This window comes from Haloferax sp. Atlit-4N (genome assembly GCF_003383025.1).
GTDB classification, from domain to species: domain Archaea; phylum Halobacteriota; class Halobacteria; order Halobacteriales; family Haloferacaceae; genus Haloferax; species Haloferax gibbonsii.
In genome coordinates, this window is record NZ_PSYY01000001.1 from 1659057 (window position 1) to 1683104 (window position 24048).

23 protein-coding genes and 1 tRNA gene are annotated in these 24048 nt (G+C 66.8%); 10 read left to right on the plus strand and 14 right to left on the minus strand.

The features are described 5' to 3' along the window. Positions 1-4 precede the first annotated feature (4 nt). The 3 genes from C5C07_RS08650 to C5C07_RS08660 all read right to left on the minus strand — a co-directional run bounded on the left by C5C07_RS08650 (position 5) and on the right by C5C07_RS08660 (position 4044). On the minus strand, positions 5-2572 hold the full coding sequence (locus C5C07_RS08650; RefSeq protein ID WP_050459135.1) for a cbb3-type cytochrome c oxidase subunit I: 2568 nt from the start codon (positions 2570-2572) through the stop codon (positions 5-7). Further along, on the minus strand, positions 2569-3345 hold the full coding sequence (gene coxB / locus C5C07_RS08655) for a cytochrome c oxidase subunit II (RefSeq protein WP_004976692.1): 777 nt from the start codon (positions 3343-3345) through the stop codon (positions 2569-2571). Before coxB ends, C5C07_RS08650 begins: the two co-directional genes overlap by 4 nt. A 183-nt stretch (positions 3346-3528) precedes the next feature. Continuing rightward, positions 3529-4044 (minus strand): DUF6789 family protein, encoded by a 516-nt coding sequence (locus C5C07_RS08660; protein WP_004976689.1) that lies wholly within the window; start codon positions 4042-4044, stop codon positions 3529-3531. 114 nt (positions 4045-4158) lie between these two features. Here C5C07_RS08660 and cyaB point away from each other — a divergent pair, with 114 nt between their 5' ends. Further along, entirely contained in the window at positions 4159-4716 is a 558-nt protein-coding gene (gene cyaB / locus C5C07_RS08665; protein ID WP_004976687.1) for a class IV adenylate cyclase, read from the plus strand. A gap of 127 nt (positions 4717-4843) precedes the next feature. Further along, on the plus strand, positions 4844-6052 hold the full coding sequence (locus C5C07_RS08670) for a methionine adenosyltransferase (RefSeq protein WP_050459138.1): 1209 nt from the start codon (positions 4844-4846) through the stop codon (positions 6050-6052). A 60-nt stretch (positions 6053-6112) separates the two neighbouring features. Here C5C07_RS08670 and ppk1 read toward each other — a convergent pair whose 3' ends face one another. After that, a complete protein-coding gene (ppk1, locus tag C5C07_RS08675) occupies positions 6113-8659 on the minus strand; it encodes a polyphosphate kinase 1 (protein WP_115804891.1) in 2547 nt (848 codons plus the stop codon). A gap of 253 nt (positions 8660-8912) precedes the next feature. Here ppk1 and thiI point away from each other — a divergent pair, with 253 nt between their 5' ends. From thiI to C5C07_RS08690, 3 genes are all read left to right on the plus strand, one after another. Continuing rightward, positions 8913-10088: a tRNA uracil 4-sulfurtransferase ThiI gene (gene thiI, locus C5C07_RS08680; RefSeq protein ID WP_115804892.1), complete on the plus strand. Its 1176-nt coding sequence runs from the start codon at positions 8913-8915 to the stop codon at positions 10086-10088. Between the two features lie 200 nt (positions 10089-10288). Beyond that, a complete protein-coding gene (locus C5C07_RS08685; protein ID WP_004976672.1) occupies positions 10289-10543 on the plus strand; it encodes a hypothetical protein in 255 nt (84 codons plus the stop codon). Between the two features lie 42 nt (positions 10544-10585). After that, positions 10586-11038, plus strand: coding sequence for a DUF5804 family protein (locus C5C07_RS08690; RefSeq protein ID WP_004976670.1), 453 nt, complete (start codon positions 10586-10588; stop codon positions 11036-11038). A gap of 21 nt (positions 11039-11059) precedes the next feature. Here C5C07_RS08690 and C5C07_RS08695 read toward each other — a convergent pair whose 3' ends face one another. Beyond that, a complete protein-coding gene (locus tag C5C07_RS08695) occupies positions 11060-11980 on the minus strand; it encodes a PLP-dependent cysteine synthase family protein (RefSeq protein WP_115804893.1) in 921 nt (306 codons plus the stop codon). 128 nt (positions 11981-12108) lie between these two features. Between C5C07_RS08695 and C5C07_RS08700 the strand changes: the two genes are divergently transcribed. Beyond that, on the plus strand, positions 12109-12489 hold the full coding sequence (locus C5C07_RS08700; protein WP_004976664.1) for a thioredoxin family protein: 381 nt from the start codon (positions 12109-12111) through the stop codon (positions 12487-12489). A 144-nt stretch (positions 12490-12633) separates the two neighbouring features. Next, on the plus strand, positions 12634-13404 hold the full coding sequence (locus C5C07_RS08705; RefSeq protein ID WP_115804894.1) for a hypothetical protein: 771 nt from the start codon (positions 12634-12636) through the stop codon (positions 13402-13404). A gap of 14 nt (positions 13405-13418) precedes the next feature. Here C5C07_RS08705 and C5C07_RS08710 read toward each other — a convergent pair whose 3' ends face one another. Further along, entirely contained in the window at positions 13419-15548 is a 2130-nt protein-coding gene (locus C5C07_RS08710; protein WP_115804895.1) for a thioredoxin domain-containing protein, read from the minus strand. A 177-nt stretch (positions 15549-15725) separates the two neighbouring features. On the opposite strand from C5C07_RS08710, the gene purD reads away from it, so the two are divergent. Together purD and C5C07_RS08720 are read left to right on the plus strand one after the other, a co-directional pair. Further along, positions 15726-17012: a phosphoribosylamine--glycine ligase gene (gene purD / locus C5C07_RS08715; protein ID WP_004976657.1), complete on the plus strand. Its 1287-nt coding sequence runs from the start codon at positions 15726-15728 to the stop codon at positions 17010-17012. A gap of 89 nt (positions 17013-17101) precedes the next feature. Continuing rightward, entirely contained in the window at positions 17102-17644 is a 543-nt protein-coding gene (locus C5C07_RS08720; protein WP_004976655.1) for a DapH/DapD/GlmU-related protein, read from the plus strand. Positions 17645-17680: 36 nt separating this feature from the next. Here C5C07_RS08720 and C5C07_RS08725 read toward each other — a convergent pair whose 3' ends face one another. From C5C07_RS08725 to C5C07_RS08755, 6 genes are all read right to left on the minus strand, one after another. Then, a complete protein-coding gene (locus C5C07_RS08725) occupies positions 17681-18712 on the minus strand; it encodes a sensor histidine kinase (protein ID WP_115804896.1) in 1032 nt (343 codons plus the stop codon). A gap of 119 nt (positions 18713-18831) precedes the next feature. Continuing rightward, entirely contained in the window at positions 18832-19449 is a 618-nt protein-coding gene (locus C5C07_RS08730) for a hypothetical protein (protein WP_115804897.1), read from the minus strand. A gap of 202 nt (positions 19450-19651) precedes the next feature. Next, positions 19652-20530, minus strand: a complete 879-nt coding sequence (locus C5C07_RS08735) for a mechanosensitive ion channel family protein (protein WP_050459147.1) — start codon at positions 20528-20530, stop codon at positions 19652-19654. A gap of 1 nt (position 20531) precedes the next feature. Beyond that, positions 20532-21341, minus strand: a complete 810-nt coding sequence (gene dacZ, locus C5C07_RS08740; RefSeq protein ID WP_004976646.1) for a diadenylate cyclase — start codon at positions 21339-21341, stop codon at positions 20532-20534. Positions 21342-21457: 116 nt separating this feature from the next. Next, entirely contained in the window at positions 21458-21820 is a 363-nt protein-coding gene (locus C5C07_RS08745) for a group 1 truncated hemoglobin (protein WP_004976644.1), read from the minus strand. Between the two features lie 867 nt (positions 21821-22687). Beyond that, positions 22688-22770, minus strand: a tRNA-Leu gene (locus tag C5C07_RS08755). 106 nt (positions 22771-22876) lie between these two features. Here C5C07_RS08755 and C5C07_RS08760 point away from each other — a divergent pair. Further along, entirely contained in the window at positions 22877-23185 is a 309-nt protein-coding gene (locus C5C07_RS08760; RefSeq protein WP_004976640.1) for a transcription factor tfiib repeat-containing protein, read from the plus strand. Positions 23186-23189: 4 nt separating this feature from the next. On the opposite strand, the gene C5C07_RS08765 is transcribed toward C5C07_RS08760, so the two are convergent. After that, a complete protein-coding gene (locus tag C5C07_RS08765; protein WP_004976638.1) occupies positions 23190-23396 on the minus strand; it encodes a hypothetical protein in 207 nt (68 codons plus the stop codon). Positions 23397-23425: 29 nt separating this feature from the next. Beyond that, a complete protein-coding gene (locus tag C5C07_RS08770) occupies positions 23426-23926 on the minus strand; it encodes a phosphopantetheine adenylyltransferase (protein WP_004976630.1) in 501 nt (166 codons plus the stop codon). Positions 23927-24048: the final 122 nt, after the last annotated feature.

Below are 24048 nucleotides of genomic sequence, written 5' to 3' on the forward strand. Positions count from 1 at the left end.
CACCTCACAGGATGTAGAACAGCGGGAACAGGAACAGCCAGACGATGTCGACGAAGTGCCAGTAGAGGCCGAAGTACTCCACCGAGCGGCTGTCTTCGAGGTACGCGCCCCGCCAGGCACGCGCGGTCAGGTACAGTGCGACGACGAGCCCCGCGATGACGTGAGCGGCGTGGAGGCCCGTCGTGAGGAAGAACGTCGAGGCGCGGACGTTCGTCGAGAGCCACAGCCCCTCGTGGAACAGGTGCTGCCACTCCAGCCCCTTGTTGACGAGGAAGCCGATGCCGAGGACGAACGTGGCCCCGAGGCTCGTCACGAGCCCCCACTTATGTTTCTTCTCGGCCGCGACGAGCGCGAGCACGACCGTGAAACTGCTCGTGAGCAGGATGTAGGTGTTCACGAGCCCGGGAATCGGGTCCGACGGAATCGGCTCCCAGCCAGTCCAGCCGAAGGCGACCCGGGTGAACACGTAGGCCCCGAGGAAGCCGCCGAACAGCACCACGTCGGACGCGAGGAATATCCACATCCCGACCTTGCCGTTGTCGATGCCGGCGAAGGGCCACGCCTCGCCCTCCTCGAAGACCGGGCCGTGGAACGGTTCGAGCCCCATGGCGACGAGCGACCCGAGGGTGACGACGCCGCCCGCGACCGCCGTGGTCGCGTAGGCGGCCCCGACCATCCCCTCGGGGAACGCGGCGTCTTGGAGCGGCGAGAGGCCGAGGAGGACGAGGAACGCGCCGGCCGAGAGGACGAACGGCCAGATGCTCGCGTGACTCGGTCCCTCGACTTCGGTCGCTTCGGCGGTCGGCAGTTCCGCGTCCGCCGTGACCGCTCTCGTCGCCGACGCGGTGACGCCGCCGTCGGAGACGGCCGCACCGGTCGGCCCGCCGGAACGCTCCTCGCTCGGCGCGACCTCGCCGTCGTCGATGAATTCGAGGTGGCCGTCGCGGTAGGTCGGCGTCCCGTCGAAGTTCTCAAGCGGCGGCGGCGACGAGACGGCCCACTCGGCCGTGGTCGCGTACTCCCACGGGTTGTCGGGCGCGGGGTCGCCGACGAAGGCGCTCTTGAACAGGTTGTAGAACATGATGAGGAACGACAGCCCGAGGACGAACCCGCCGACGGTGGCGAGCTGGTGCCACGGCGCGAGTTCGGGCGCGTAGTCGAACACGCGGCGGGGCGTCTCCCACGCGACGAAAAGCGGGAAGTACAGCAGGTTGAAGCCGACGAAGTAGACGGCGAAGTGGAGTTTGCCGAGGAACTCGTCGTACATCCGGCCGGTCATCTTCGGGAACCAGTAGTAGAGGCCGCCGACGAGGGCCGTCACCCCGCCGACCATCACGTAGTGGAAGTGGGCGACGACCCAGTAGGTGCCGCGGAACTCGTAGTCGAGGACGACCGCGCCGAGGAAGACGCCGGTGATGCCGCCGATGATGAACAACAGGAGCGCCCCGAAGACGAACAGGAACGGCGTCGTGAAGCGTATCTTCCCCTTCAGCATCGTGTAGATGAGCGCGAACACCATCAGGTCGAACGGCAGGGAGATTCCGATGGTGGTAATCATGAACAGGGTCTTCACCTGCAGGTTGATGCTCGTCAGGAACATGTGGTGCATCCAGACGGCGAAGCTCTGGATGGCGACGAGCACCATCGCGAGGATGAACCACTTGCGGCCGACGATGCGGCGGCCGGTGAACGTCTGGAACACCTCCGCCATGACGCCGAGCGCCGGGAAGAAGACGATGTACACCTCGGGGTGGCCGAAGAACCAAAACAGGTGCGTCCACAGGAGCGCCCCCGCCGGCGACTCCATGGCGAAGTAGGTCGTCCCGAGCAGGCGGTCCGACGAGAGCACCAAGAGCGCCGCCAGAAGCGCCGCGAAGGCGAACAGCATCATCCACGCCGTCAGGAGAATCGTCCAGCTAAACAGCGGGACGTTCCGGAGCGTCAGCCCCTCGGCGCGCATTCGGTGCATCGTCGTCAGGAAGTTGACCGACGAGACGGTGACCGAGGCGACGAACAACACGAGCGCCAACACGGCCGTCGACGCCCCCACGTCCGGCGTGAACGTCGGGACGTTCAGCGGGGCGTACATCGTCCACCCGCCGGAGAACGTCCCCCCTTGGAAGAACGAGACGCCGAACAGGATGCCAGAAAAGAGGTAGAGCCAGTACGACAGCGCGTTGAGCCGCGGGAACGCGAGGTCCTTCGCGCCGAGTTGGAGCGGGACGACGTAGTTGGCGAAGCCGAACGCGAACGGCGAGAGGAACCAGAACACCATCAACAGCCCGTGGGCCGAGACGGCCTGGTTGTACGCGACGGGCGCGAGAATCCCCTCGCCGAGCGCCCGCGGGGCGAGCAGTTGGATGCGCATCAGCCACGCGAGGACGCCGCCGAGCACGAGGAAGAAAAGCGACGTGACGATGTAGAGGATGCCGACGTCCTTGTGGTTCGTCGTGACGAACCAGCGCTTGATGCTCCCCGTGCCGGGGAAGTCGTGGCCGTGGTCGTCGCCGCCGCGGGCGACCTCGTGGCCCCCGTCGGCCGCGGCGTCCCCTCCGGGAGACGCGTCGGTCATGGGACCACCGCCGGTCGGAGACTCGATTTCGCGGCGACCGATTCATCGGCGCTCGACTCGCTCGCGGTCGCGTTATCCGCGGTCGTGTTCGCGTACCACGCCTCGTACTCGTCGGGCGGCATCACGATGACCTCGGCGGACATGTAGGAGTGGCCCGCCCCGCAGAGTTCGTAACACTGGGCGGTGTAGGTCCCGGGCTCGTCGGCGGTGAACCACGTCTCGGTCTCCTGGCCGGGGATGGCGTCGGACTTGACGCGTAACTCCGTGATGCCGAAGTTGTGGAACACGTCCGCGGTGGTAATCGTCAGCTGGACGGGCCGGTCAGCGGGGACCCGGAGCACGCCGTCGGTGGTATGGCCGTTCGGATAGGTAAAGCGCCAGCCGAACTGGTAGCCCTCGACCTCGACGTCGAGCGACTCGGCGTCGGAGGGGCCCTCCTCGACGTACAGGAGCGTCAGGTACGTCCACGAGACCAGCGAGACGACGATTATCATGCTCATGAAAAACGAAGTGAACAGCTTTCGCCCGCCGCCGCTCCCCGACGGGAGTTCCCCGAGGACGAGGCGGTCCTCGTCGTCGATGTGACCGTTTCCGGAGCCGGAGCGATACTTGTACGCGTTGTAGAGCATGTACCCCACGACGACGACCCCGACGAGCGTCCCCAAGAGCAGGAACACCTCGAAGATGCTTTCGAAGACGAACGTGCGCGTCCCTCGCGGGACCAACCCCGACTGGAGCGGGAACGCGGCCGCCGGTACGAGTTCCGTGACCATTGATAACACCACCCAAATAGTATAATTAACGTTCGTGATGATTATTGTTTCGGAGAAGTCGGTGGTGACCGGCCTCGAACGGACGTTTCCGGTCGCTCGGCGAAAGAAGAGAACAGAACGGACGGCGGTCGGGGTCGCGGGCGACGGTGGACGACGGAGAGCCCGACCGCCGGCGACGCCCGGTCAGACCTCGTGTTGCGGGATGCCCGCGAACAGGTCGAGCAGGTAGCCGAGCGAGAGGCCGTACACCCAGTGGGCCAGAAGCGAGAACACGAGGAACGAGAGGATGACGAACGCGTCGGCCTGCGGCCAGAACGCCGGCACGAACCCGACCCAGTAGAGCGTCGCGAACGACACGCCGCGGAGGTACTCCGGCGACTCCGGCGGGAGGAACGCCCCGACGACGACGAACGTCACCGGGAGGACGATGACCCCGCCGATGCCGAAGAGGAACGCACCGAGGGCGAGCGTCGGTTCGTAGCCGAAGAACGCCGCCATCCCGGCGAATCGCGTAATCGGCCCGGTCGTGAAGAGGCCGAGGAGTTCGGGGATGCCGACGAGGACGGGGAGCATCAACACCGTCCCGACGAACCCGCTCGCCATCGCGGTGAGGATGACGCGACCCGTGATTTCGTAGTCGGCGGCCTCGCCGACGCGCTGTTCTACTGCGGTGGCCGGGTTCGGCGTCTCTTGGCTCATACTCCCGTCGTACTACGCGGTCTTGCATGATAAAGGGTAACAAATACCTCGATACTGAGGGGTCGCCGGCGCGAGTCACCGAGGTTTTTGCCCCCCGGACGCGCCGGTCGAAGCATGTACGAAGTCGAGGTCAAGGTGCGCGCGGACCACGACGCGGTTCGGGAGCGACTCGACGCGACCGAAGCCGAGCAGGTCAACCGCGTCGCCCAGACGGACACCTACTACGACGCCCCGCACAGGGACTTCGCCGAGACCGACGAGGCGCTTCGACTCCGGCGCGAGTCGCGCTACGAGGGCGGCGACCTCGCCGACGAGGAGACCGTCGTCACCTACAAGGGACCGCTCGTCGACGAGTCGTCGAAGACCCGCCGGGAGTACGAGACGGGCGTCGAGGACGGCGAGACGATGGACGCCATCTGCGAGGCCGTCGGTTTCGACTCCGCCGCGACCGTCGAGAAGGACCGCGAGCGGTTCGCCCTCGACGGCTACACCGTCTCGCTCGATTCGGTGGCGGGACTCGGCGAGTTCGTGGAGGTCGAAGTCGAGGTCGAGTCCGGCGTCGACGACGCCCGCGAGGGGGCGTTCGCCGTCCTCCGCGACCTCGGTCTCGACCCCGACGACCAGATTCGGACCTCCTACCTCGGGATGCTGCTGGGCGCGCCCGAGGAGTAGTCGGGTCGTCGGCTCCCGCAGGCGTCCGTTCTCTCGGCAGATACTGCCCGAGCATACTCTCAGGTAATACGAGTGTGGCCAAAGGTTTCCGCAAGTTATAGAACCGCCCGCCGGGTACGTCCCGCCAATGAGCGACCGAAATATCCGCCTCGAATCCGCCGACAAGCGCGCGGTCGAGGACCAGGAGGTCGAAATCGTCGAGCGAAAGGGCATCGGGCACCCTGACTCCATCTCCGACGGTATCGCCGAGAGCGTCTCCCGCGCCCTCTCGAACCTCTATCTCGACCGCGTCGGCAAGGTGCTTCACTACAACACCGACGAGACCCAGCTCGTCGCCGGCACGGCCGCGCCCGCCTTCGGCGGCGGCGAGGTCATCGAACCCATCTATCTCCTCATCGTCGGCCGCGCCACGAAGGAGTACGACGGCGAGAAGATTCCCGTGGATTCGACGGCGCTCCGGGCCGCCCGCGAGTACCTCAACGAGAACATCCCCGGGCTCGACGTGGGCACGGACATCATCGTCGACGTGAAGCTCGGCGAGGGCTCCGGCGACCTCCAGGACGTGTTCGGCGAGGAGACCCAGCAGGTCCCGATGGCGAACGACACGAGCTTCGGCGTCGGCCACGCCCCCCTGACCGAGACGGAACAAATCGTCCTCGAAGCCGAGCGCGCCCTCAACGGCGCGGCCTACGGCGACGACCACCCCGAACTCGGACAGGACATCAAGCTCATGGGCAAGCGCGAGGGCGACGTCATCGACGTGACCGTCGCCGCCGCCATGGTCGACAAACACATCGAGGACATCGACGACTACGTCGCCGCCGTCGACGACGTCCGCGAGTTCGTCTCCGACCTCGCCACCGACTACACCGACCGCGAGGTCAACGTCGAGGTCAACACCGCCGACGACTACGAGGAGGGCTCCATCTACCTCACCACGACCGGCACGTCCGCCGAGCAGGGCGACGACGGCTCCGTCGGCCGCGGCAACCGCGCCAACGGCCTCATCACGCCGAACCGCCCGATGAGTATGGAGGCGACCTCCGGCAAGAACCCCGTCAACCACATCGGGAAGATTTACAACCTGCTTTCGACCCACATCGCCGAGACGGTCGTCGCCGAGGTCGACGGCATCCGCGACCTGCAGGTCCGCCTGCTCTCGCAGATCGGTCGCCCCATCGACGAGCCGCACGTCGCCGACGCGAAAGTCATCACGGACGAGGGCGTCACCGTCGCCGACATCGAAGACGAGGTCGTCGCCATCGTCGACCGCGAACTCGCGAACGTGACCGACATCACCCGTCGGACCATCGAAGGCGAACTCAGCACGTTCTAATCGGCGCGACTCGCAGGGCCGCGAAAACAGAACACCGCTTCGCCCGCGAGGGCGGTGCGATTATTCCTCGCCGTAGTACTTCTCGACCAGCCGCGCGGCCGCCTCGGCCGTCTTCCGGTAGTCGCGGTCGCCGTCCGGCGTCCGAACCGCGTACTCGTAGTGCCGACTGCTCGGCACGTACCACTTCTCGGGGAAGTCGTCGAGGATATGCTGTGGGTCGCCGTTCTTCGGCGCGCCCGTGCCCGCCTCAACGGTGGGTTCGGCGGCAGATTCGGCGGCAGATTCGGTGGCGGCGCCGGCGACGGCTTCGATGTCGCTCTCGTCCCCGGCTTCGGCCTTATCCTCGCCCTCGTCCGCATCCGCAGTCGCCGCGCCGTCTCTGGGGGACATCACGGACGGGTCGGACTCCACGAGGAGCGTCTCGGGCACGTCGGGGTGTGACGCCGAGATACCGCGGTGGACGCCGGGCGTGTTCGACGCCGCGAGGGTCTGTTCCATCAGGATTCGCTGCATGCTAATCTCGTGGTCGTCGCCCGGCGCGCGCTGGTCGTAGGTGCCGTCGGCGTTCATCTCCCACGCCTTCCGGTTGTCCGCGAAACCGAGTTCGAGGATGAACCGCAACTGTTCACGGATGTCGGTGTCCTCGACGGGCGCGACGGCCTCGACGCGCTTGTCGAGGTTGCGGGTCATCCAGTCCGCGGAGCCGATGTAGTAGTCGGGGTCGCCCGCGTTCTCGAAGTAGAAGATGCGGGAGTGTTCGAGGAAGCGGTCGACGACGCTCCGGACCGTGACGGTCTCCGAGACGCCCTCCAGACCGGGGCGGAGCCGACAGATGTCGCGGACGAGCAGGTCGATGTCGACGCCGGCCATCGAGGCCTCGTACAGTTCCTCGACGATACCGGGGTCTTCGAGCGCGTTCATCTTGGCGACGATGCGGGCGTCGCGGCCGGCGCGGGCGTGTTCGGCCTCCCGGCGGATGCACTTCGTGAACTCGTTTCGCATCGTCACGGGCGCGATGAGGAGCTTCCGGAACTCCTCGTCCAGCGAGGGGCCGGTGAAGAAGTTGAACACCTTCACGAGGTCCTGCCCGATGTCGCGGTCGGCGGTGAGGACGCCGAGGTCGACGTAGCCCTTCGCGGTCCCGGAGTGGTAGTTCCCCGTGGCGACGTGGGAGTAGAGGCGGACGCCGTCTTCCTCCTCGCGGACGACGAGCGCGGTCTTCGTGTGCGTCTTCAGCCCGATGGTGCCGTAGGCGACGTGGATGCCTTCCTCTTCGAGGCGGCGGACCCATTCGAGGTTGTTCTGCTCGTCGAACCGCGCTTTGAGTTCGACCATCGCCGCGACCTGCTTGCCGTTGTCGGCGGCGTCGATGAGCGCCTCGATGATTTTCGAGTCCGACGCCGTCCGGTAGATGGCGGCCTTGATGGCCAGCACGTTGGGGTCGTTGGCGGCCTCGTCGAGGAACTCCTGGACGGTGTCGCCGAACGAGTGGTACGGGTGGTGCAACAGCACGTCCTTACGGCGAATCTCGTCGAAGATGGTGTCGCCGTCCTCGGCGGCTGTCTCGGGGGGAGACGCGCCCGAGCCGATGCCCGCGTCGGTCGCGTCGAGGTCCGAAAACCGCGGGTGCGGCTGCGGCGTCCACGACTCCAGCGAGAGGTCCGGCCGGTCGAGGTCCGTGAGGTCCATCAGCTCGCGGTAGTCGAGCGGTCCGCGGAGTTCGAACACCTCGCGGTCGGCGAGGTCCAACTGCTCGACGAGGAGGTCCCGCGCCGCCTCGGGCGCGTCGGCCTCGATTTCGAGGCGGACGACGGTGGCGAAGCGGCGCTGTTCGAGCACCTCCTCTATCATGTCGATGAGGTCCTCCGCGACCTCCTCGTTCCGGCGAACTTCGGCGTTCCGGGTCAGCTTGAACACCGCGGTGTCGACGACCTCGACGTTCGGGAACAGGAGGTCGAGGTTGGCGCGGATGACCTCCTCAAGGAGGACGTAGCGGACCTCGTCGCCGTCGGTCTCGACCTCGACGAGCCGCGGGCGGTTCTGCGGAATCTTCACGCGGGTGAACGTCTGGTCGCCGTCGTCGTCCCGCGTGATGACCGCGAGCGACAGCGAGAGGTTCGAGATGAACGGGAACGGGTGCGCCGGGTCGAACGACAGCGGCGTGAGCGTCGGCAGCACCGAGAGTTCGAAGTAGTCGCGCATCTCCGTCCGCTGGTCGGGCGTCAGCTCGTCGTAGTCGCAGATGCGGATTCCCGCGTCGGCGAGCGCCGGGCGAATCTCCTCGCGGTAGCACGCCGCCTGTCGCTCGAACATGGGGCGGGCCCTGTCGATGGCTTCCTCCCACTGCTCGCGGGGCGTCCGACCGTCGGTCGTCCGCTCCGTCACGCCGGCCTCAATCTGCTGTTTCAGCCCGCCGACGCGCTTCATGAAGAACTCGTCTAAGTTCTTCGTGAAGATGGACAGAAAGCGGACCCGTTCGAGAAGCGGGTTCCGGTCGTCGAGCGCTTCGTTGAGCACGCGGGACTGGAACTCCAGTTCGCTCAGCTCGCGGTTGAGATAGTACTGCGGGGCTGCGAGGTCGATATCGGCTGGCGACTCGTCGGTCATTGGCATCGAGTGGGCATCGAGGTGGCGGCAGTTGTTCGTCGAGAGCGGCCGCGGGGCGGTCGGCGGTTGTACGAGAGGGAAACGGGGTGAAATCTATTAAGTGGTTTATATTGTTTCGCCGTCTGTCTACAGTTCAGTAAATTGTACTATTTACAGATATATAACACTAATAGCGACGGGGGAATCGCGTCGAGTCGGGCGCGGACGCCCCGCGAAACGAGACGCTGAAGGGTTCCCGCAGAGAACGTCGACCGTGAATCAGACGGCGCACGTCGTCCTCGTCGGCTACGGCGAGGTGGGCACGAAGAGTTCGAGCGTCCGGGCGAAGATGGAGGCCAGACTGCGGACGAACCTCCAGGCGGTCCTCGACGACCGCTCGCTTCCGGGCCGCGTCGAGCGGGAGTGGTCCCGCCTGCTCGTCCGCGACGCGGCCGACGCCGACGCCGTCGCGGCCGCCTGCGCCGAGGTGCCGGGCGTCGTCTGGGCGCGCCCCTGCGTCGCCTGCGACCCCGTCCTCGACGACATCGTCGCGACCTGCCGAACCCTCGCGTCCGACCACCCCGACGGGGCGAGTTTCGCCGTCGACGCCGACCGCGTCGGCGACGCCGACCAACACGGGTTCACCAGTTCCGACCTCGAACGCGAGGCCGGGAGCGCCGTCGTCGACGCGACCGGCGCGCCCGTCGACCTCGACGACCCCGACCGAACCTACCGAATCGAGTGCCGCGAGGAGACGGCCTATCTCTCCGTGCGGCGGTTCGACGGGCCCGGCGGACTCCCGCTCGGGACGCAGGGCCGAGCCGTCTCGCTCGTCTCCGGCGGCATCGACTCGCCGGTGGCGACGTGGGAGCTGATGCGCCGGGGCTGCGAAATCGTCCCCGTCTACGTCGACCTGGGCGACTACGGCGGTGCGGACCACCGCGCGCGAGCCATCGAGACCGTGCGGACCATCGCCCGCCGCGCCCCGAACGCGGACATGCGGGTCCACGTCGTCCCCGCCGGCGACGTGGTCGAGCGACTGATGGAGAGCGTCGAGGACACCCGGATGCTCTCGCTTCGGCGCGCGATGCTCGCCATCGCCGCCGAGGTCGCCACCGACGAGCACGCCCACTCCGTCGTGACCGGGGAATCGCTCGGCCAGAAGTCGAGTCAGACCGGCGAGAACCTCGCCGTCACCGAGGCCGCGGTCGACTACCCCGTCCACCGCCCGCTTTTGACCCGCGACAAGACCGATATCGTCGCGGCCGCCCGCGACCTCGGCACCTACGACGACTCGACGCTCCCGGTCGGTTGCGAGCGCGTCGCACCGAGTTTCCCCGAGACGAACGCCTCGCTGTCGGCCGTCGAGGCCGCGGAACCCGACGACCTGTTCGACCTCGCGGTCGAGGCCGCCCGCGAACGCGTCGTCGTGTCCCCCGACGGCGACTGAGCGCGAGAGCGCGAGGTGGAAGCCGCCGGCGAGAGGCCCGAAGCGCGGTCCGTCGTCAGGCCCACCGAGGTGCGGTACCGACGCACATACGAACCGTGCAAACGACCAACATAGTCACGATTCTTCAAACGTTTAGATTCGTTTCGAATGAAAAATTGCACAAAAATGGCTTTATTTACCGTGAGCGCTAGGGTTCTCTCATGTCGAAAACATCGCATCCCGGTCACGGCCGCCCCGGCCCCGAGTGGCGCGTCAGCCACCGGGCGTCGCGGACCGACTGGAGCGACACCGTCGAGCGGTGCGCGGCCTGCCGCGCCCGCGTCGACATGAGCGAAGCCCACTACCAGGTCCTCCTCGAGCGGGACATCGATAAGCCCGGTAAGATAACCCTCGAACGCGAGCGCGTCGTCTTCTGCGACGAGTCCTGCGCCGCCGAGTGGGAATCGACCGCCTGAGTACCGGAACCGCTTTACCGAGTCCGGACCCTCCCTCTCGACGTGACGCAGGTCTGTATCGTCGGCGCGGAGGACGTCCACCTCCAGTACGAACTGCTGTCGCGCGACACCGCCCGCGCGGCGCTTTCGACCTACGACATCGCAGAACCGTTCGACAACTCGCTTTCGGTCGACACGGTGAGCCTCGGCGCGGCCGTCTCGCTTCTCAACGACCTCAACTGGTATCTCGTCCGTTTCGCCGACTTCTCGCTGGTCCGCGAGCCCTCCGTCTCGCCCGACGAGTGGCTCTCTCGCGACCTCGCCCGACAGATTCGAGACGGGGCGGTCCAGCCGGAAGACACCGGCGACCACCTCGCCATCTACGGCGTCGAAGACGGCCGCCTCGTCGAGCCGATGTACGTGACGCGCGTCGACGGCTCGGTCCCCGACTACGACCTCAGAGACGTGGAGCGAACGCTCGTCGTCAGAGTCGCGGAAGACGAGTTCGGTCGGTGAGAGCCGGCCGTCGAGAGACCGCTATTCCTCGGCGTCGAACATCCCGGTGGACATGTAGCGCTCGCCGGAGTCCCAGAAAACCGTCACAACGAGCGGTCGGTCTTCCTCGTCCGCGTCGGGGTCGGCGAGTCGCTCGGCGACGCGCTTGGCCGCGAGGAGCGACGCGCCCGACGATTGCCCGACGAGGATGCCTTCCTCGCGGGCGAGGCGACGACACTCGGCCTCGGCGTCCGCGAGTTCGACGATTTCCACGTCGTCGATGAGGTCGGTGTCGAGGTTGGGGCTGACGAAGCCCGGCCCCATCCCCTGGAAGTCGTTGTTGCCGACCTCGTGGCCCGAGAGGACGGCGCTCTCGGCGGGTTCGACGCCGACGACGCGCATCGAGGGGAACTCCTCGACGAGGCGGCGGCCGTTGCCCGAAATCGTGCCGCCGGTGCCGATACCGGCGACGAGGGCGTCGATGCGGCGGTCGCCCACCTGTTCGAGAATCTCCTCGGCGGTCGTCCGGTAGTGCGCCTCCGGGTTCGCGGGGTTCTCGAACTGCCGGAGTTGGTACATGCCCTCGGCTTCGAGTTCGTCCGCGCGGTCTTTCGCGGCGGAGATATCCCCCTCGACGAGTTCGATGGTCGCCCCGTAGGCGCGCATGATTTCGCGGCGCTCGGGCGACATCGAGTCCGGCATGACGATAGTCAGGTCGTAGCCCTTCGCCGCCGCGACGACCGCGAGTCCGATACCGGTGTTCCCGGACGTGGGTTCGACGAGGTGGTCGCCCGGCGAGATGTCGCCCGCCTCCTCGGCCGCCTCGACCATCGCCAGCGCGGGGCGGTCCTTCGCCGACCCGCCCGGGTTCTTCGACTCTATCTTCGCCGCGATTGTCGACCCCTCGGGGGAGTCGACGCGGACCAGCGGCGACCCGATAGCGTCGAGGATACTGTCGTCCATCGACCCTCCGTTGACGGTGCGACACTAAACGACTGGCGGAGGCGGACGATACGGCCACCGTCTCGGGGCGGACGGCGAGCCCCGCCGCGAGCGCACCCGTTAAATCCGCGCGGCCGGTACGCCCTCCCATGGCCGAAGCCGAGACGCTCGAAACGATGCAACCGAACCCCGCGTGGGACGCGGCGTCCTACCCCGACGTGGTCGACGCCCTCGCGGCCGAAGACTACACGTTCAAAGTCTGGGGCGGCGACTGGTGCGGCGACTGCCGCGGACAGCTTCCCGACTTCGCGGCGGCCCTCGACGCCGCCGGCGTCCCCGCCGAGCGAATCGACCACTACCCCGTCGAGAAGGCCGACGACGGCTCGAAGGTCGGCCCGCTCGTCGAGGCGTACGACATCGAACTCATCCCGACGGTCGTCGTCGAACTCGACGGCGAAGAGGTCGCCCGCTTCGTGGAGGAAGAAGACGTTCCGATTGCGGCCTACCTCGCAGAGCGGCTCTCGAACTGAGCGCCAGCTCCGATTTTCTCGTTTTCGTCGGCCCGTCGAATCCGCCAACGAAGCCGGGCCTGCCGAATCCGCCGAAACCGTGATACGACACCCGCGGGTACGGCGATGCGATGCGACGAGCGCAGTTGTCGCGGGAGTCGGAAGATGCCTGAGAAACGCGGTGGGGACGCGGGTGAGCGCCCGGACGACGGTGACGAACCGCGGCACTATCTCCTCGACAGCGACGACTACCGCCGCGACCTCGTTCCGGTGTTCTCCGAAGCCGTCCCCGTCGCAAGCGCGGTTCGAGCCGAACTCGACGAGAGCTGTCTCGACGGAGCGTACGGAGAAGACGACATCGAGCGATGTGTCGAGGCGCTCACAACCGTCGAAGCACTCGACCCCGAGCGCCCGGACGACGGGACCCGCGTCTTCCCTCTCGACCGCGACGGCGAGGACGCGCTGTTCGCGCTTCTCGACGCCGCGACGACGATGGTCGGGGAGAACTTCGTGTTTCGTCTCACGCTCCTCGACGACCGCGGGGACGACCTGCTCACGACGATTCCCCACGAGTCGATGCTCTGGGGCGAGTCGCCGCCGCTCCCCGAGAGAGTTGTGGCGTCGATTCAAGACCTGCTCGCGAACCGGGTTGGTCTGTTCGTGGCGTCGACGGTCCACGAGCGCTGGGAGACCGACGACCACGCCTACCGCTTCGACACCACGGCTATCGTGCAATCGACGCTGGACCGGAAGACGAGTCTGACGTACTGTTCCGCGCTCTCGGCGCGGGGTCTCGACGTCGTCGACGGAACGACGCTCGTCTTCGACACGCCGACGGGTGAGAAAGTCGTCCCGTGCGTGACCCGCGAGCGCGCCGAACGAGTCGCAAACACGGTGCGGTCGTTGCGGTGGCGGTACGACGGGACGCGGCTCTGAGTCGGCGGACCTGCTTAGTTGTCGTTGCCCGCGCCTGCGGGTTCGCCCGCCGTGAACCACGCCAGCGCCTCGTCGAGGTCGTGGGTCGGCGCGGAGCAGGTGAAGTTCTCGCAGGCGTAGACGGTCGGTTCGCCGTCGGCCGCCTCGCGGCCGGCCCAGATTGGCGGGGCCTCGTCCAGTCCGAGCTCGTCAAGCCACGCGTCGAGTTCCTCGTCGGTGCCGGGGCGGCGGGAGACGACGAGGCCGGGGAGGTACCGCGAGGCGAGCGTCTCGCGCCACTCGTCGGGCACCTCGTCGGCCGCGATGGTGAGTTCGGGGACGCCGCTGGCGGCCTTCTCGGCGGCGAGCGCGAGCGAGACGTGTTCGAGCGGGCTGCCGCGGACGCGGTTGGCGAACGACCCGAGGACCGCGTCCGCGACGCCGCCGAAGTCGGCGTCCGGCGCGAACTGTTCGAGGTCCAAGAACAGCGACGTGGCGACGCCGAGGCTCGACGGCGTGGACTGGTCGGTCGGCTCCTGCGGCCGGGTGACGAGCGATTCGCCGCTCTCGGGGGTGAAGTAGAGCGTGCCCGCGTCGGCGTCGTAGAACTCGCGGCGGGTCGCCCGCGCGAGGTCGAGCGCGAACGAGAGCGGGGCGAGGTCGCCGGTCGCCTGATAGAGGTCGAACGCGCCGCGCGCGAGGAAGGCGTAGTCTTCGAGGTAGCCGTCGCCTTTCACCTCGCCGTTCATCACGCGCCGCGAGAGCGTCTCGGTCTCGTCGTCCCAGAGGCGCTCGCGCACGAAGTCGAGGGCCCGGCGGGCGTCGGAAGCGAGCGAGTCGTCTTCGAGGACGACAGACCCCTGCGCGAACGCCGAAATCATCAGGCCGTTCCAGCCGGCGAGCACCTTCTCGTCGCGGGCGGGGCGCTCGCGCCCCTCGCGGGCGGCGAACAGGGCTTTCCGGGCCTTTTCGAGGCGGTCTTCCACCTCGGATTCGTCGAGCTCGTACTCCTCCGCGAGTTCGGCGGTCGTCGCCGAGACGTTCAGGACGGTCGTCTTGCGCTCGAAGTTGCCGCCGGGCGTGACGCCGTAGCGGTCGCAAAAGAGGTCGGCGTCGAGTTCGGGGAGGAGGTCGCGCACGTCGTCGGGCGTCCAGACGTAGAAGGTGCCCTCCTCGCCGCCGGACTGGGCGTCGAGGGTGGCGAAGAAGCCGCCGTCGTCGTGGGTGAGTTCCCGTCGGACGAACTCGAACGTCTCGGCGGCGACGGTCGCATAGGACTCGTTGCCGGTGAGGCGGGCGGCGTCGAGGTACCGCGAGGCGAGGCCGGCCTGGTCGTACAGCATCTTCTCGAAGTGCGGGACGGTCCACTCGCGGTCGACGCAGTAGCGGTGGAAGCCGCCGCCGAGGTGGTCGCGGAGGCCGCCGTTGGCCATCGCGTCGAGACTTTGCCGCGCCACGTCGAGCGCCTCGCGGCGACCGGAGACCGCGTAGCCGCGGAGCAGAGCGTCGATGCGACCGGGTTGGGGGAACTTCGGCCCGTCGCCGCCGAAGCCGCCGTGGTCGCGGTCAGCCCCGCGGAGAGCCGCCTGCACAGTGCTGTCGAGGACGTCCGAACCGGGAGCTTCGCCGGGTACGTCGGGCGTCTCCTCCAGTCGGTCGGTGATGGCGCTCGTCCACTGCTCGGCGCGGTTTTCTATCTCGTCGCGGTCGGTCCGCCACGACTCGGCGAAGCTCTCGACGAGGTCGCGGAATCCGGGCGCGCCGCGGCGGGGTTCCGGCGGGAAGTAGGTGCCGACGAAGAAGGGCTTGCCCTCGGGCGTGAGCCAGACGGAAAGCGGCCAGCCGCCGCCGCCGGTGACGAGCTGACAGATGGTCTGGTAGATGCGGTCGAGGTCGGGGCGCTCCTCGCGGTCGACTTTCACGGGGACGAAGTGCTCGTTGAGCACCTCGGCGATGTCTGGGTCCGAGAAGCTCTCGTCGGCCATGACGTGACACCAGTGGCACGCCGAGTAGCCGACCGAGAGGAAGATGGGCTTGTCCGCCTCGCGGGCGGCGTCGAGCGCCGTCTCGTCCCACGGTTGCCAGTTGACCGGGTTGTCGGCGTGCTGGCGGAGGTACGGGCTCTGCTCCTCGTCGAGTCGGTTGCGTCCCACCGGGTCGGACATGCGTCGCAGTCGGCGCTCCGGGAACTAAAGCGGCGTGGAGACGGCCGACGCGGCCGACTCGGGGAGCGGGTCGGACGGCGAGTCCCGTTCGTTGGCGACCGTTCATAACCACAATCGTGCCCATTTCGTCGCCGATAAAGAGCAATCTTTACACTCCCGTGCGCAGGGTATGCGACCATGAGCGAGACCGTCCTTCTCGTCGGCGGCGGCGGCCGCGAGCACGCGATTGCCCGCGCGCTGGCCCCCGACTGCGACCTGTACGCCTGCGCCAGCAACCGAAACCCCGGCATCGCCGCCCTCGCCGAGGACTTCGAGACGATTTCGGAGACCGCCGCCGAGGACATCGTCGCCTACGCCGAGTCGGTCGGCGCGACGCTCGCGGTCGTCGGCCCCGAGTCCGGCCTCGCGGCGGGCGTCTCCGACGCCCTCGACGACGCCGGCGTCTACACCTTCGGCCCGCAGGCGGCCGAGGCGCGCATCGAGACGGACAAGGCGTTCCAGCGGCAGTTCATGCGCGACGAGGAGATTCCGGGCAACCCCGACTTCGCCACCTTCGACGACATGGAGGCCGCCTGCGACTACATCGACGACTACGACGGCGACCTCGCGGTCAAGCCCGCGGGCCTCACCGGCGGCAAGGGCGTGAAGGTCATCGGCGACCAGGTGACGCCCGAGGAGGCGAAGGCGTACCTCCGCGACTCGGACTACGAGCGCGTGGTCCTCGAAGAGCGCCTCGTCGGCGAGGAGTTCACGATTCAGGCGTTCGTCGCCAACGGCGAGTTCCGCGTCAGCCCCGCCGTGCAGGACCACAAGCGCGCCTACGAGGGCGACGAGGGACCGAACACCGGCGGCATGGGAAGCTACACCGACGTGACGCCCTCCCTGCCGTTCATGGCCGACGGCGACTACGAGGCCGCGGTCGAGGTCATCGAGGCCGTCGTGGAGGCGCTCCCCGACTACAAGGGCATCCTCTACGGCCAGTTCATGCTCACGACCGAGGGCCCGAAGGTCATCGAGTTCAACGCCCGCTTCGGCGACCCCGAGGCGATGAACACCCTGCCGGTCCTCGAAACGCCCTTCATCGACGTGCTCACGGCCGCCCGCGAGGGCGAGTCGCTGCCCGAACTCGACTTCGCCGAAGCCGCCACGGTCTGTAAGTACGCCGTCCCCGAGGGCTACCCGACGGACCCCGAAGCCGGCGCGGAAATCACGGTCGAGGTGGACGAGGACGCCGGCGCGCTGCTGTTCTACGCGAGCGTCGACGACCGCGAGGACGGCCTCTACACGACGACCTCCCGGTCGTTCGCCGTGGTCGGCGTCGCCGACAGCATCGCCGAGGCGGAGGAACTCGCGGAGGACGCGCTCGCCGACGCCGGCGAGGGCTTCCACATCCGCCACGACATCGGCACGGCGGCGCTCGTCCAGCGTCGCATCGACCACATGGCCGAACTCCGCGGCGAGTAAGCGACAACCGACCACCGAGACCGATTTTCTGATTCTCTCGTCGCCGCCGCGGCGAGGGCGCTTTTACCCTCGCGGCCCAATCGACGGACGTGACCGACGACGATGCCGCACCGGCGGACGGCGACGCCCGCCGACACGACCGAATCCAGCACCACCCGACGCCCGGCCCGCGGAACTCGCTGCAGTACTGGACCGACGCCAAGCCCGTCTGGCGCGTGATGCTCAACTACGTGTTCGTCCTCGTCGCCCGCATCGCGCCGTCGCTCCGGGTCAGAAACTGGGCGCTCCGGCGCATCGGCGTCACCGTCGGGGCGGGCGTCTCGTGGGGCCTCGAAGCGACCCCCGACGTGTTCTGGCCGGAACTCGTCACCATCGAAGACGACGCCATCATCGGCTACGACTCGGTCATCCTCTGTCACGAGTTCCTGCAGGACGAGTACCGGACCGGCGAGGTCGTCGTCGGCGAGCGGGCCATGATAGGCGCGAAAGCGACCGTCCTGCCGGGCGTCCGCATCGGCGAGGGCGCGCAGGTCGCGGCGAACTCGCTCGTCACGCGCGACGTGCCCGCGGGTGAGACGGTCGCAGGGGTTCCCGCGAGACCGATGTCCGGGGACGAGACTGGCGGAGAGTAATCGGTCGTCGTCGCGACCCGCGGGCTGCGGTCTGCGTCAGTCGTCGACCGTGGACTGTTCCTGGAGACGGACGCAGAAGACCGCGCCATCGCCGTCTTCCCGGTCTTCGACCCAGATGGTGCCGTTGTACGACGAGATGACGTTGTCGGCGAAAAAGAGGCTGATTCCCGTGCCGTGGTGCAGTTGGTCGTACTCCTCGCGGCCGAAGATGAGGTCGCGGTGCTCCTCGGGGACGCCCGGGCCGTTGTCGGCGACGCGGACGATGACGAAGCCGCCGTCGCGGTCGGCCGAGACCTCGACCCGCGGGGTCTCCTTGTCGTTGTGCATGACCGCGTTTTCCAGCAGACACTCGATTGCCTCGCCGAGGAGGTCGTCGCCGACGACCTCGACCTCGGGGAACGACCCGAACTCGAACTCGGCGTCCGGGAACTCTATCATGGCGTCGACGATTTTGTTGTTCAACACCACGTCGAGACGGACCGGGTGGTTGGACACGTCGTGGGAGCGTTCGAGGTGCTCGCGGAGGTCGCGGGCGCGCTCGGACTTGTGGACGATTTCGAGGACCTTCTCCTGGACGAGGTCGAGTTCCTCCAGCGCCTGCTCGTCGTCGATTCGGCTGGCCACCTGCTGGGTGTAACCGTAGACGACGTTGAGTTCGTTCCGCAGGTCGTGCCGGAGGAGGCGGTTGAGCACCTCCGAGGCGTTCTCGTAGCGGCGCTGTTTGGTCGTGTCGACGAAGAAGGCGAGAAACCCCTCAACGTCGCCGTCGACGACCATCGGGCTGGCGAACCCCTGCCCGTAGACGACCTGCTGGTCCTTCCGCCGCGCCATGAACTCCCCGGACCACGTCTCGCCGGCGATCATCTGCTCGACGATTTCGTAGTATATCTCCTCGTCGGCGGCGATGAGTCCGACCGACTCGCCGACGATGTCGTCGTAGTCGTAGCCGAGGAACTCCAATCCGGCGTCGTTAATGTCACGAAAAGCGAAATTCGTATCCGCAATCAACATGGGGATATCCGCACTTCGGAAAGCCTCGCGATACAGTTCCGGGTCGGTATCCTCCATGTTCGGTCTGCAGAGATAATTCTACCACCAATACTTATTTTCGGCGGTCGTTTCACCACCGAAAATATATCATCTATATATCACAAACGGCGTTCGTTTATGCCTGGTTTATGACCCCTTTATGACTCGTCTCTGAGGTCGAACAGCCGTTGGTAATAGTGTGCGACGATGTCGATTGCGGAAGAAACATCGCACTCGGGGCTCTCTCGGACCCACTCGTCGTGACGGGTGACGCCGACGACGAAATACTGTGCGAGGTTATCGATGGTTTTTCCGTCTGCCGAGGGGGCCATCCGTGCGACTTTGATGCGGTGGGCCCGCCGAGCGACGGTCTCCCAGCCGTCGACTTCCTGTCCGTGGAGTCGCCAAAAGCGGGTGTGGAGCGTCGCGTATTCCGGATTTATGTCGAGTTCGTCACAGACGGTGCCGAGGAGTTCTCGAACGTCCCGCCACCGCGGGTCGTCGTTTATCGCGTCCGACTCGGAGTCGTCGGGAACGGACGAGACGAACGCTCCGGGCGGGACGTCGTGTTCGAAGCAGGCGTCGAAGGCGTCTCGGTTTTCGATTTCGTCCTGGAGGAAGAGCGCGCGCATGAACAGTTCGCCGGCGTGCTCGGCGCGCTCGGTGGGAACGTCGGGAAACTCGGCGACGAACGCCTCGGACATATGATGTACCGCACGCTCCGCGGCGGTCATCGCGGCGTCGAAGTCGCAGCTGAGAAGATGTGTCTCCCGCATATCCTGAAAGTGAAACCCTCGGAGTAGCGTCTCTGCAACCTCAAACGCTCGGGTTGAGGGGGCAGTAACGTCGAGGGTGGGGAGGTTCTCCGTCATCGTCTTCAGGGGGAGCCGATATGAGACAATCTTCGGACCACTTCTAAACTGTTATGGTAACGGTATGACAAAATTTCCGGAAACATCAGTCGTCAGTATTGTTTACCTATCGAACACGACCCACGCCCTTGTCGAGGACGCGGGCGTTCGGGATGACGAACTCGGTGTCCTCGGATTCGACGTGGGTGACGAACATGTCGAGTTCCTGAACGACGCCGCTGACCTCGCCGACGACGATCTCGTCGCCGATGCTGTACGGTTGGGTGAAAAGGAGGTACGTCCCCGCCGCGCCCGAGCGGAGCAGGTCGCGGAACGCGACGGCGCTGAGCACGATGAGCCCCAGCATGTACGACGCGAGGAGGACGATGAGTGCGAGCGTGGCGACGCCGACCTGCGAAAGCGCGACCAGCGTGGCGAGAAAGAAGACGGTGTATTTGGCGAGCGACGGGAGGACGTTCACCTGCGGGAGTTTGACCGCGCGGAACCGCTCGGCGACGAGGAGTTCGACCTTGTCGCCGACGACGACGCCGATGATGAGGACCAAGATGGCGATGAACAGTTGCGGCAGGATGGCGATGACGAGCCCCCAGAAGCGGTCGGCGTAGTTGACCCCGGCGAACGAGAGGGCGGCGAAGACGCTGATGCCGAGGACGAAATACCGCGTCAGCCACGACAGGATTTCGACCGTCGATGTCTCGAAGTCGCGGGCGGTCCGCTCGAAGGCGGTCCCCTCGATGGCCTCCGGGACGCCGACGCTGACGAGGAGTCGCCGGACGAGCGTCCCCGCGACGTACGCGAGCACCAACCCGAGAAGCAGGATGGCGAGCACGCCGAGAAACCGGAGCCCGACTATCCGGACGATGTCGTCGACGGCGCCGCCGACTGTCTGGAGCGGGACGACGGAGGCGGAGGCGGATGCGGCTGTGGACGCTGGCGCGGGACCGACCGACGAGTGGACGAGGGACGCCGAAACGGGCCCCGGCATCTCAGTACGCCTCCGGGTCGATTTCGAGAATCATCTTGCCGCCTTTGAACGCCCGGACGAGTCCGTCGGACTCCGAGAGGACGATGGCGGTGGCGTTGGTGTCGCGGGTGATGGCGCCGCCGGCCATGTGGCGCGCGCCCAGCCCCTTCGGGATGTCGACGCCCTCCGCGGAGGGTTCGAGGTAGCGGTACGCCGAGACGATTTTCCCCGAGTCGGAGATGACGAACGCGCCGTCGAGCCGCGAGAACTCCTTGAGCATCACGTTGACGATGGGGTCGCCGACGTAGACGTGGGACTTCTCGAAGGGATTGTACGAAAGCGGCCGCGACTTGTTCATCACCTTCCCCGCGTCGCCGACGATGAACAGCGCGCCGACGGGTTCGCCCTTCTGCCCCTTCTTGCCCAGTTCGATGGCCACCTCGAACACGTCGCGGATGACGCCGGGGTCCGCCCGGGAGTTCGCAAAGAGGTCGTAGATGCCCGACCGCATGTTCTCGTCGACGCGAACCCGGACGAGCGAGTCGAGGTCGCCGCCGAAGACCCCGACGTTGCAGGCGATGGTATCTCCCGCCTCGACGATACTCTGTTCCATCGCGCCCTCGACGCCGAACCGGATGCGGTCCTTGACGTTCTGGAACTGGAGGGGCAGTTCCACGAACGTCTCGGCTTCGACCGTGTTCTCCGGCGCGATGACCACCGTCGGAACGTCCGTCTCAGCGAACTGCTCGTAGTGGGAGTGACTCGGCGTGAACAGAAACAGCCCATCGACGTCCGCCACGAGGTCGCCCAATAACTCGGATAACGCCGCCATTGGTGGAGAGACACACCGGGTGAGAAAAAGGGTTGTGTCGCGTCTGACGCGTGGCGTGCGCGATTCGGCCGGTCGAAACCGGCGACTGATTCTCCCCGAGGGGGGCCGAACGGAGCTTACTGCCCCAGAATCGGGGCTCTGAGCGCGGCGACTTCGTCGAGAATCGCATCGGCGTCTTCCGGGGCGACGCCGTTTTCGTCGAGCGCCGCCGCGAGGTGTTCGGCGATGGCGTCGAAGTCCTCACCGGAGAGGTCGAGGTGGTCGTGGGCCGCCCGCATGTCGGCCCCGTCGTACTCGACGGGACCGCCCGCGACGGCGCTGATGAACTTGACCTGATGGGCGCGCTGTTCGACCATGTCGATGTCGTCGAAGTAGTGGGCGACCGAGTCGTCGGCGAGGACGCGGTCGTAGAAGTCCGAGACGACTGCTTCGACGGCCTCGCGGCCGCCGATGCGAGCGTAGAGTGACTGCGCAGACATCCGTCGGGGAGTTGGACGGCTCGATGGTAAGATTTCCTCCGAACGTATTCGGGGTGTTTAAGCGTGGAGTGCGGGGCACGACGGGGGTGAGAGGTCGTTCTGTTTGAACCCCCCGCGGTTGGGGGCCCACAAGAGGTTTGACAGCCTGTTGCGACGTTGGTGATTAGAGAGATGCGTAATTCGGTCCCTGTCGTGCTGACGGCTCTTCTGATTATTCTCGCGGGGTGCTCGGGAGTCGGAGCCCGCGACACGACGACAGCCGAAACAACCCCTCCGTCCGCGGCGACCACACAGTCTCCGACTGAGTCGACCTCGGCACGCGAGCGGACGGGAGCGCTCACCGACCGGACACCCGAGACCCGACTGTCACTCTATCCAGAGACCGGGTTCACAGGGCGCGTCGCTGTCGCAGTAGGCGGTGAAGAGGTCTTCAACGAGACGTTCTCAGACTACGGTGGTGACGACGGGGTCGACCTGACCGACCAGTTCGCGCCGACCCGCCAGACGGTCTCCGTCGCGGTGAACGGAACGGTACAGTGGGAACGGCCGGTCGGTACCACGGAGTCATTCGAACTCACCGTCCTCGAAAACGGGAGCATCGAGGTCCGCGAGCACACGATTCGATGACGAACGCTTGGGGCCTGTAGTGTCACTTTCTACCCACCGGGTTCGGCCGCGGCCGCGACACGTTGCTCGCCGTCGATAGAAGGCGCGCGGGACAGGGTTCGAACCTGTCTGCTCCCTCGCTTAGCTCGTTTGGTCAGTGCGCGGGACAGGGTTCGAACCGCGGTCGCAACGCGTCGCGTTGCTCCCTGATTCGAACCCTTCTGTCGCGCAGACACGTCTCTCACGGTGTTCGAGACGGTATGCGCGGGACAGGGTTCGAACCTGCGAAGGTCTACACCACAGCGTCCTAAGCGCTGCGCCTTTGGCCACTTGGCTACCCGCGCGCAATCGGGCGACGCTCGCCCTTCGGCCTGACATTTCCCGCAACGATATATAAACGTCACGAGGGCTCGCCGCGGGGATTATGCTCCCGCGGCCGCAACGACGACCATGTACAGCGCCCGAGACCAGCGAGACAATCAGGAGTGGCTGGCCCGCATCGACGCCGCCGCCGACGGCCTCGAACTCGGTAGCGAGGCCCGCTCGTACGCCTCGGACATGTTTCTCACGCAGTTGCCCGACGAGGACCGCTCGAAGAAGGCCGTCGCCGCCGCCAGCCTCTACGCCGGCGCGCTCATCGCCGGCGAGGAGCGCTCGCAGACCGCCGTCGCCGAGGCGATGGACGTATCGCGGCTCAGCATCCAACAGCGCTGGAAGGACCTCCTGCGGGAGGCCGGCTTCCGACCCCCGAGTTGGTAGCCGGTCACTCCGAGGAGCGCGTCGGTGCCATCCGCCGGGTCAAGACCGCGTAGGTCACCGCGACGGCGAGAACGCCGGCGACGAGGCCCGCCGGGATACCGACGAAAAGCGAGAAGAAAATCCACCGAGCGGCCAGTTCGGTGACGGCGATACCGACGAGGACCGCGGCGACGACGCCGACGGCGAAGCTGGCGAAAAGCGGGTGTCGCATGGGCGGCGATACGACGGTGAGCGTGAAAACTATTCGTCGCTCGGGGGCGTCCGGCCGCGACCCTCGCGGTCGGGCGTGAGGTTGCCGTGGCGGTCTATCTCCCCGGAGACGATTCGGGTCGAGGAGATTCGCTCGCCGTCTTCTGCGGGAACGTGCTCGACGACCTCGATACGGAGGGGTTTGAGGCCTTTCTCCTCTCGAATCTCGTTGACGCGCTCGCCGCCGCCCCGCGTCTCGGGCGAGACGATGAGGACGTCGAAGCCCTCCTCGGTCGCGATGCCGGTCGGTTTGTCGAGTTCGCGGACCTCGAACTCGCGGTCGTACTCCCCGGCGAGCGGTCGGAGTTCGGATTCGAGGTCGGCCTTGCGGTCGTCGAAGGGCCGGACGTAGCGGTCGACGTGTCGCGTCTTCGGCGCGAGTTCGTCGCTCGTGAGTCCGACCGTGACATCACCCAATTCGAACGCTCGCTCGAACAGCGCGAGGTGTCCATCGTGGACAGGGTCGAACGTCCCGCCCAGCGCGACGTGCATACTCTCGCGGTGGATGCGGCGCGACTTAAGCGGGTCGGGTTAGCCTAACGGACCAGCACCCGCGGCGAGCGAAGGGCTCCCGAAATCGGGCGAGGCACCGCAGCAGCCGGCAGACCGCGGAG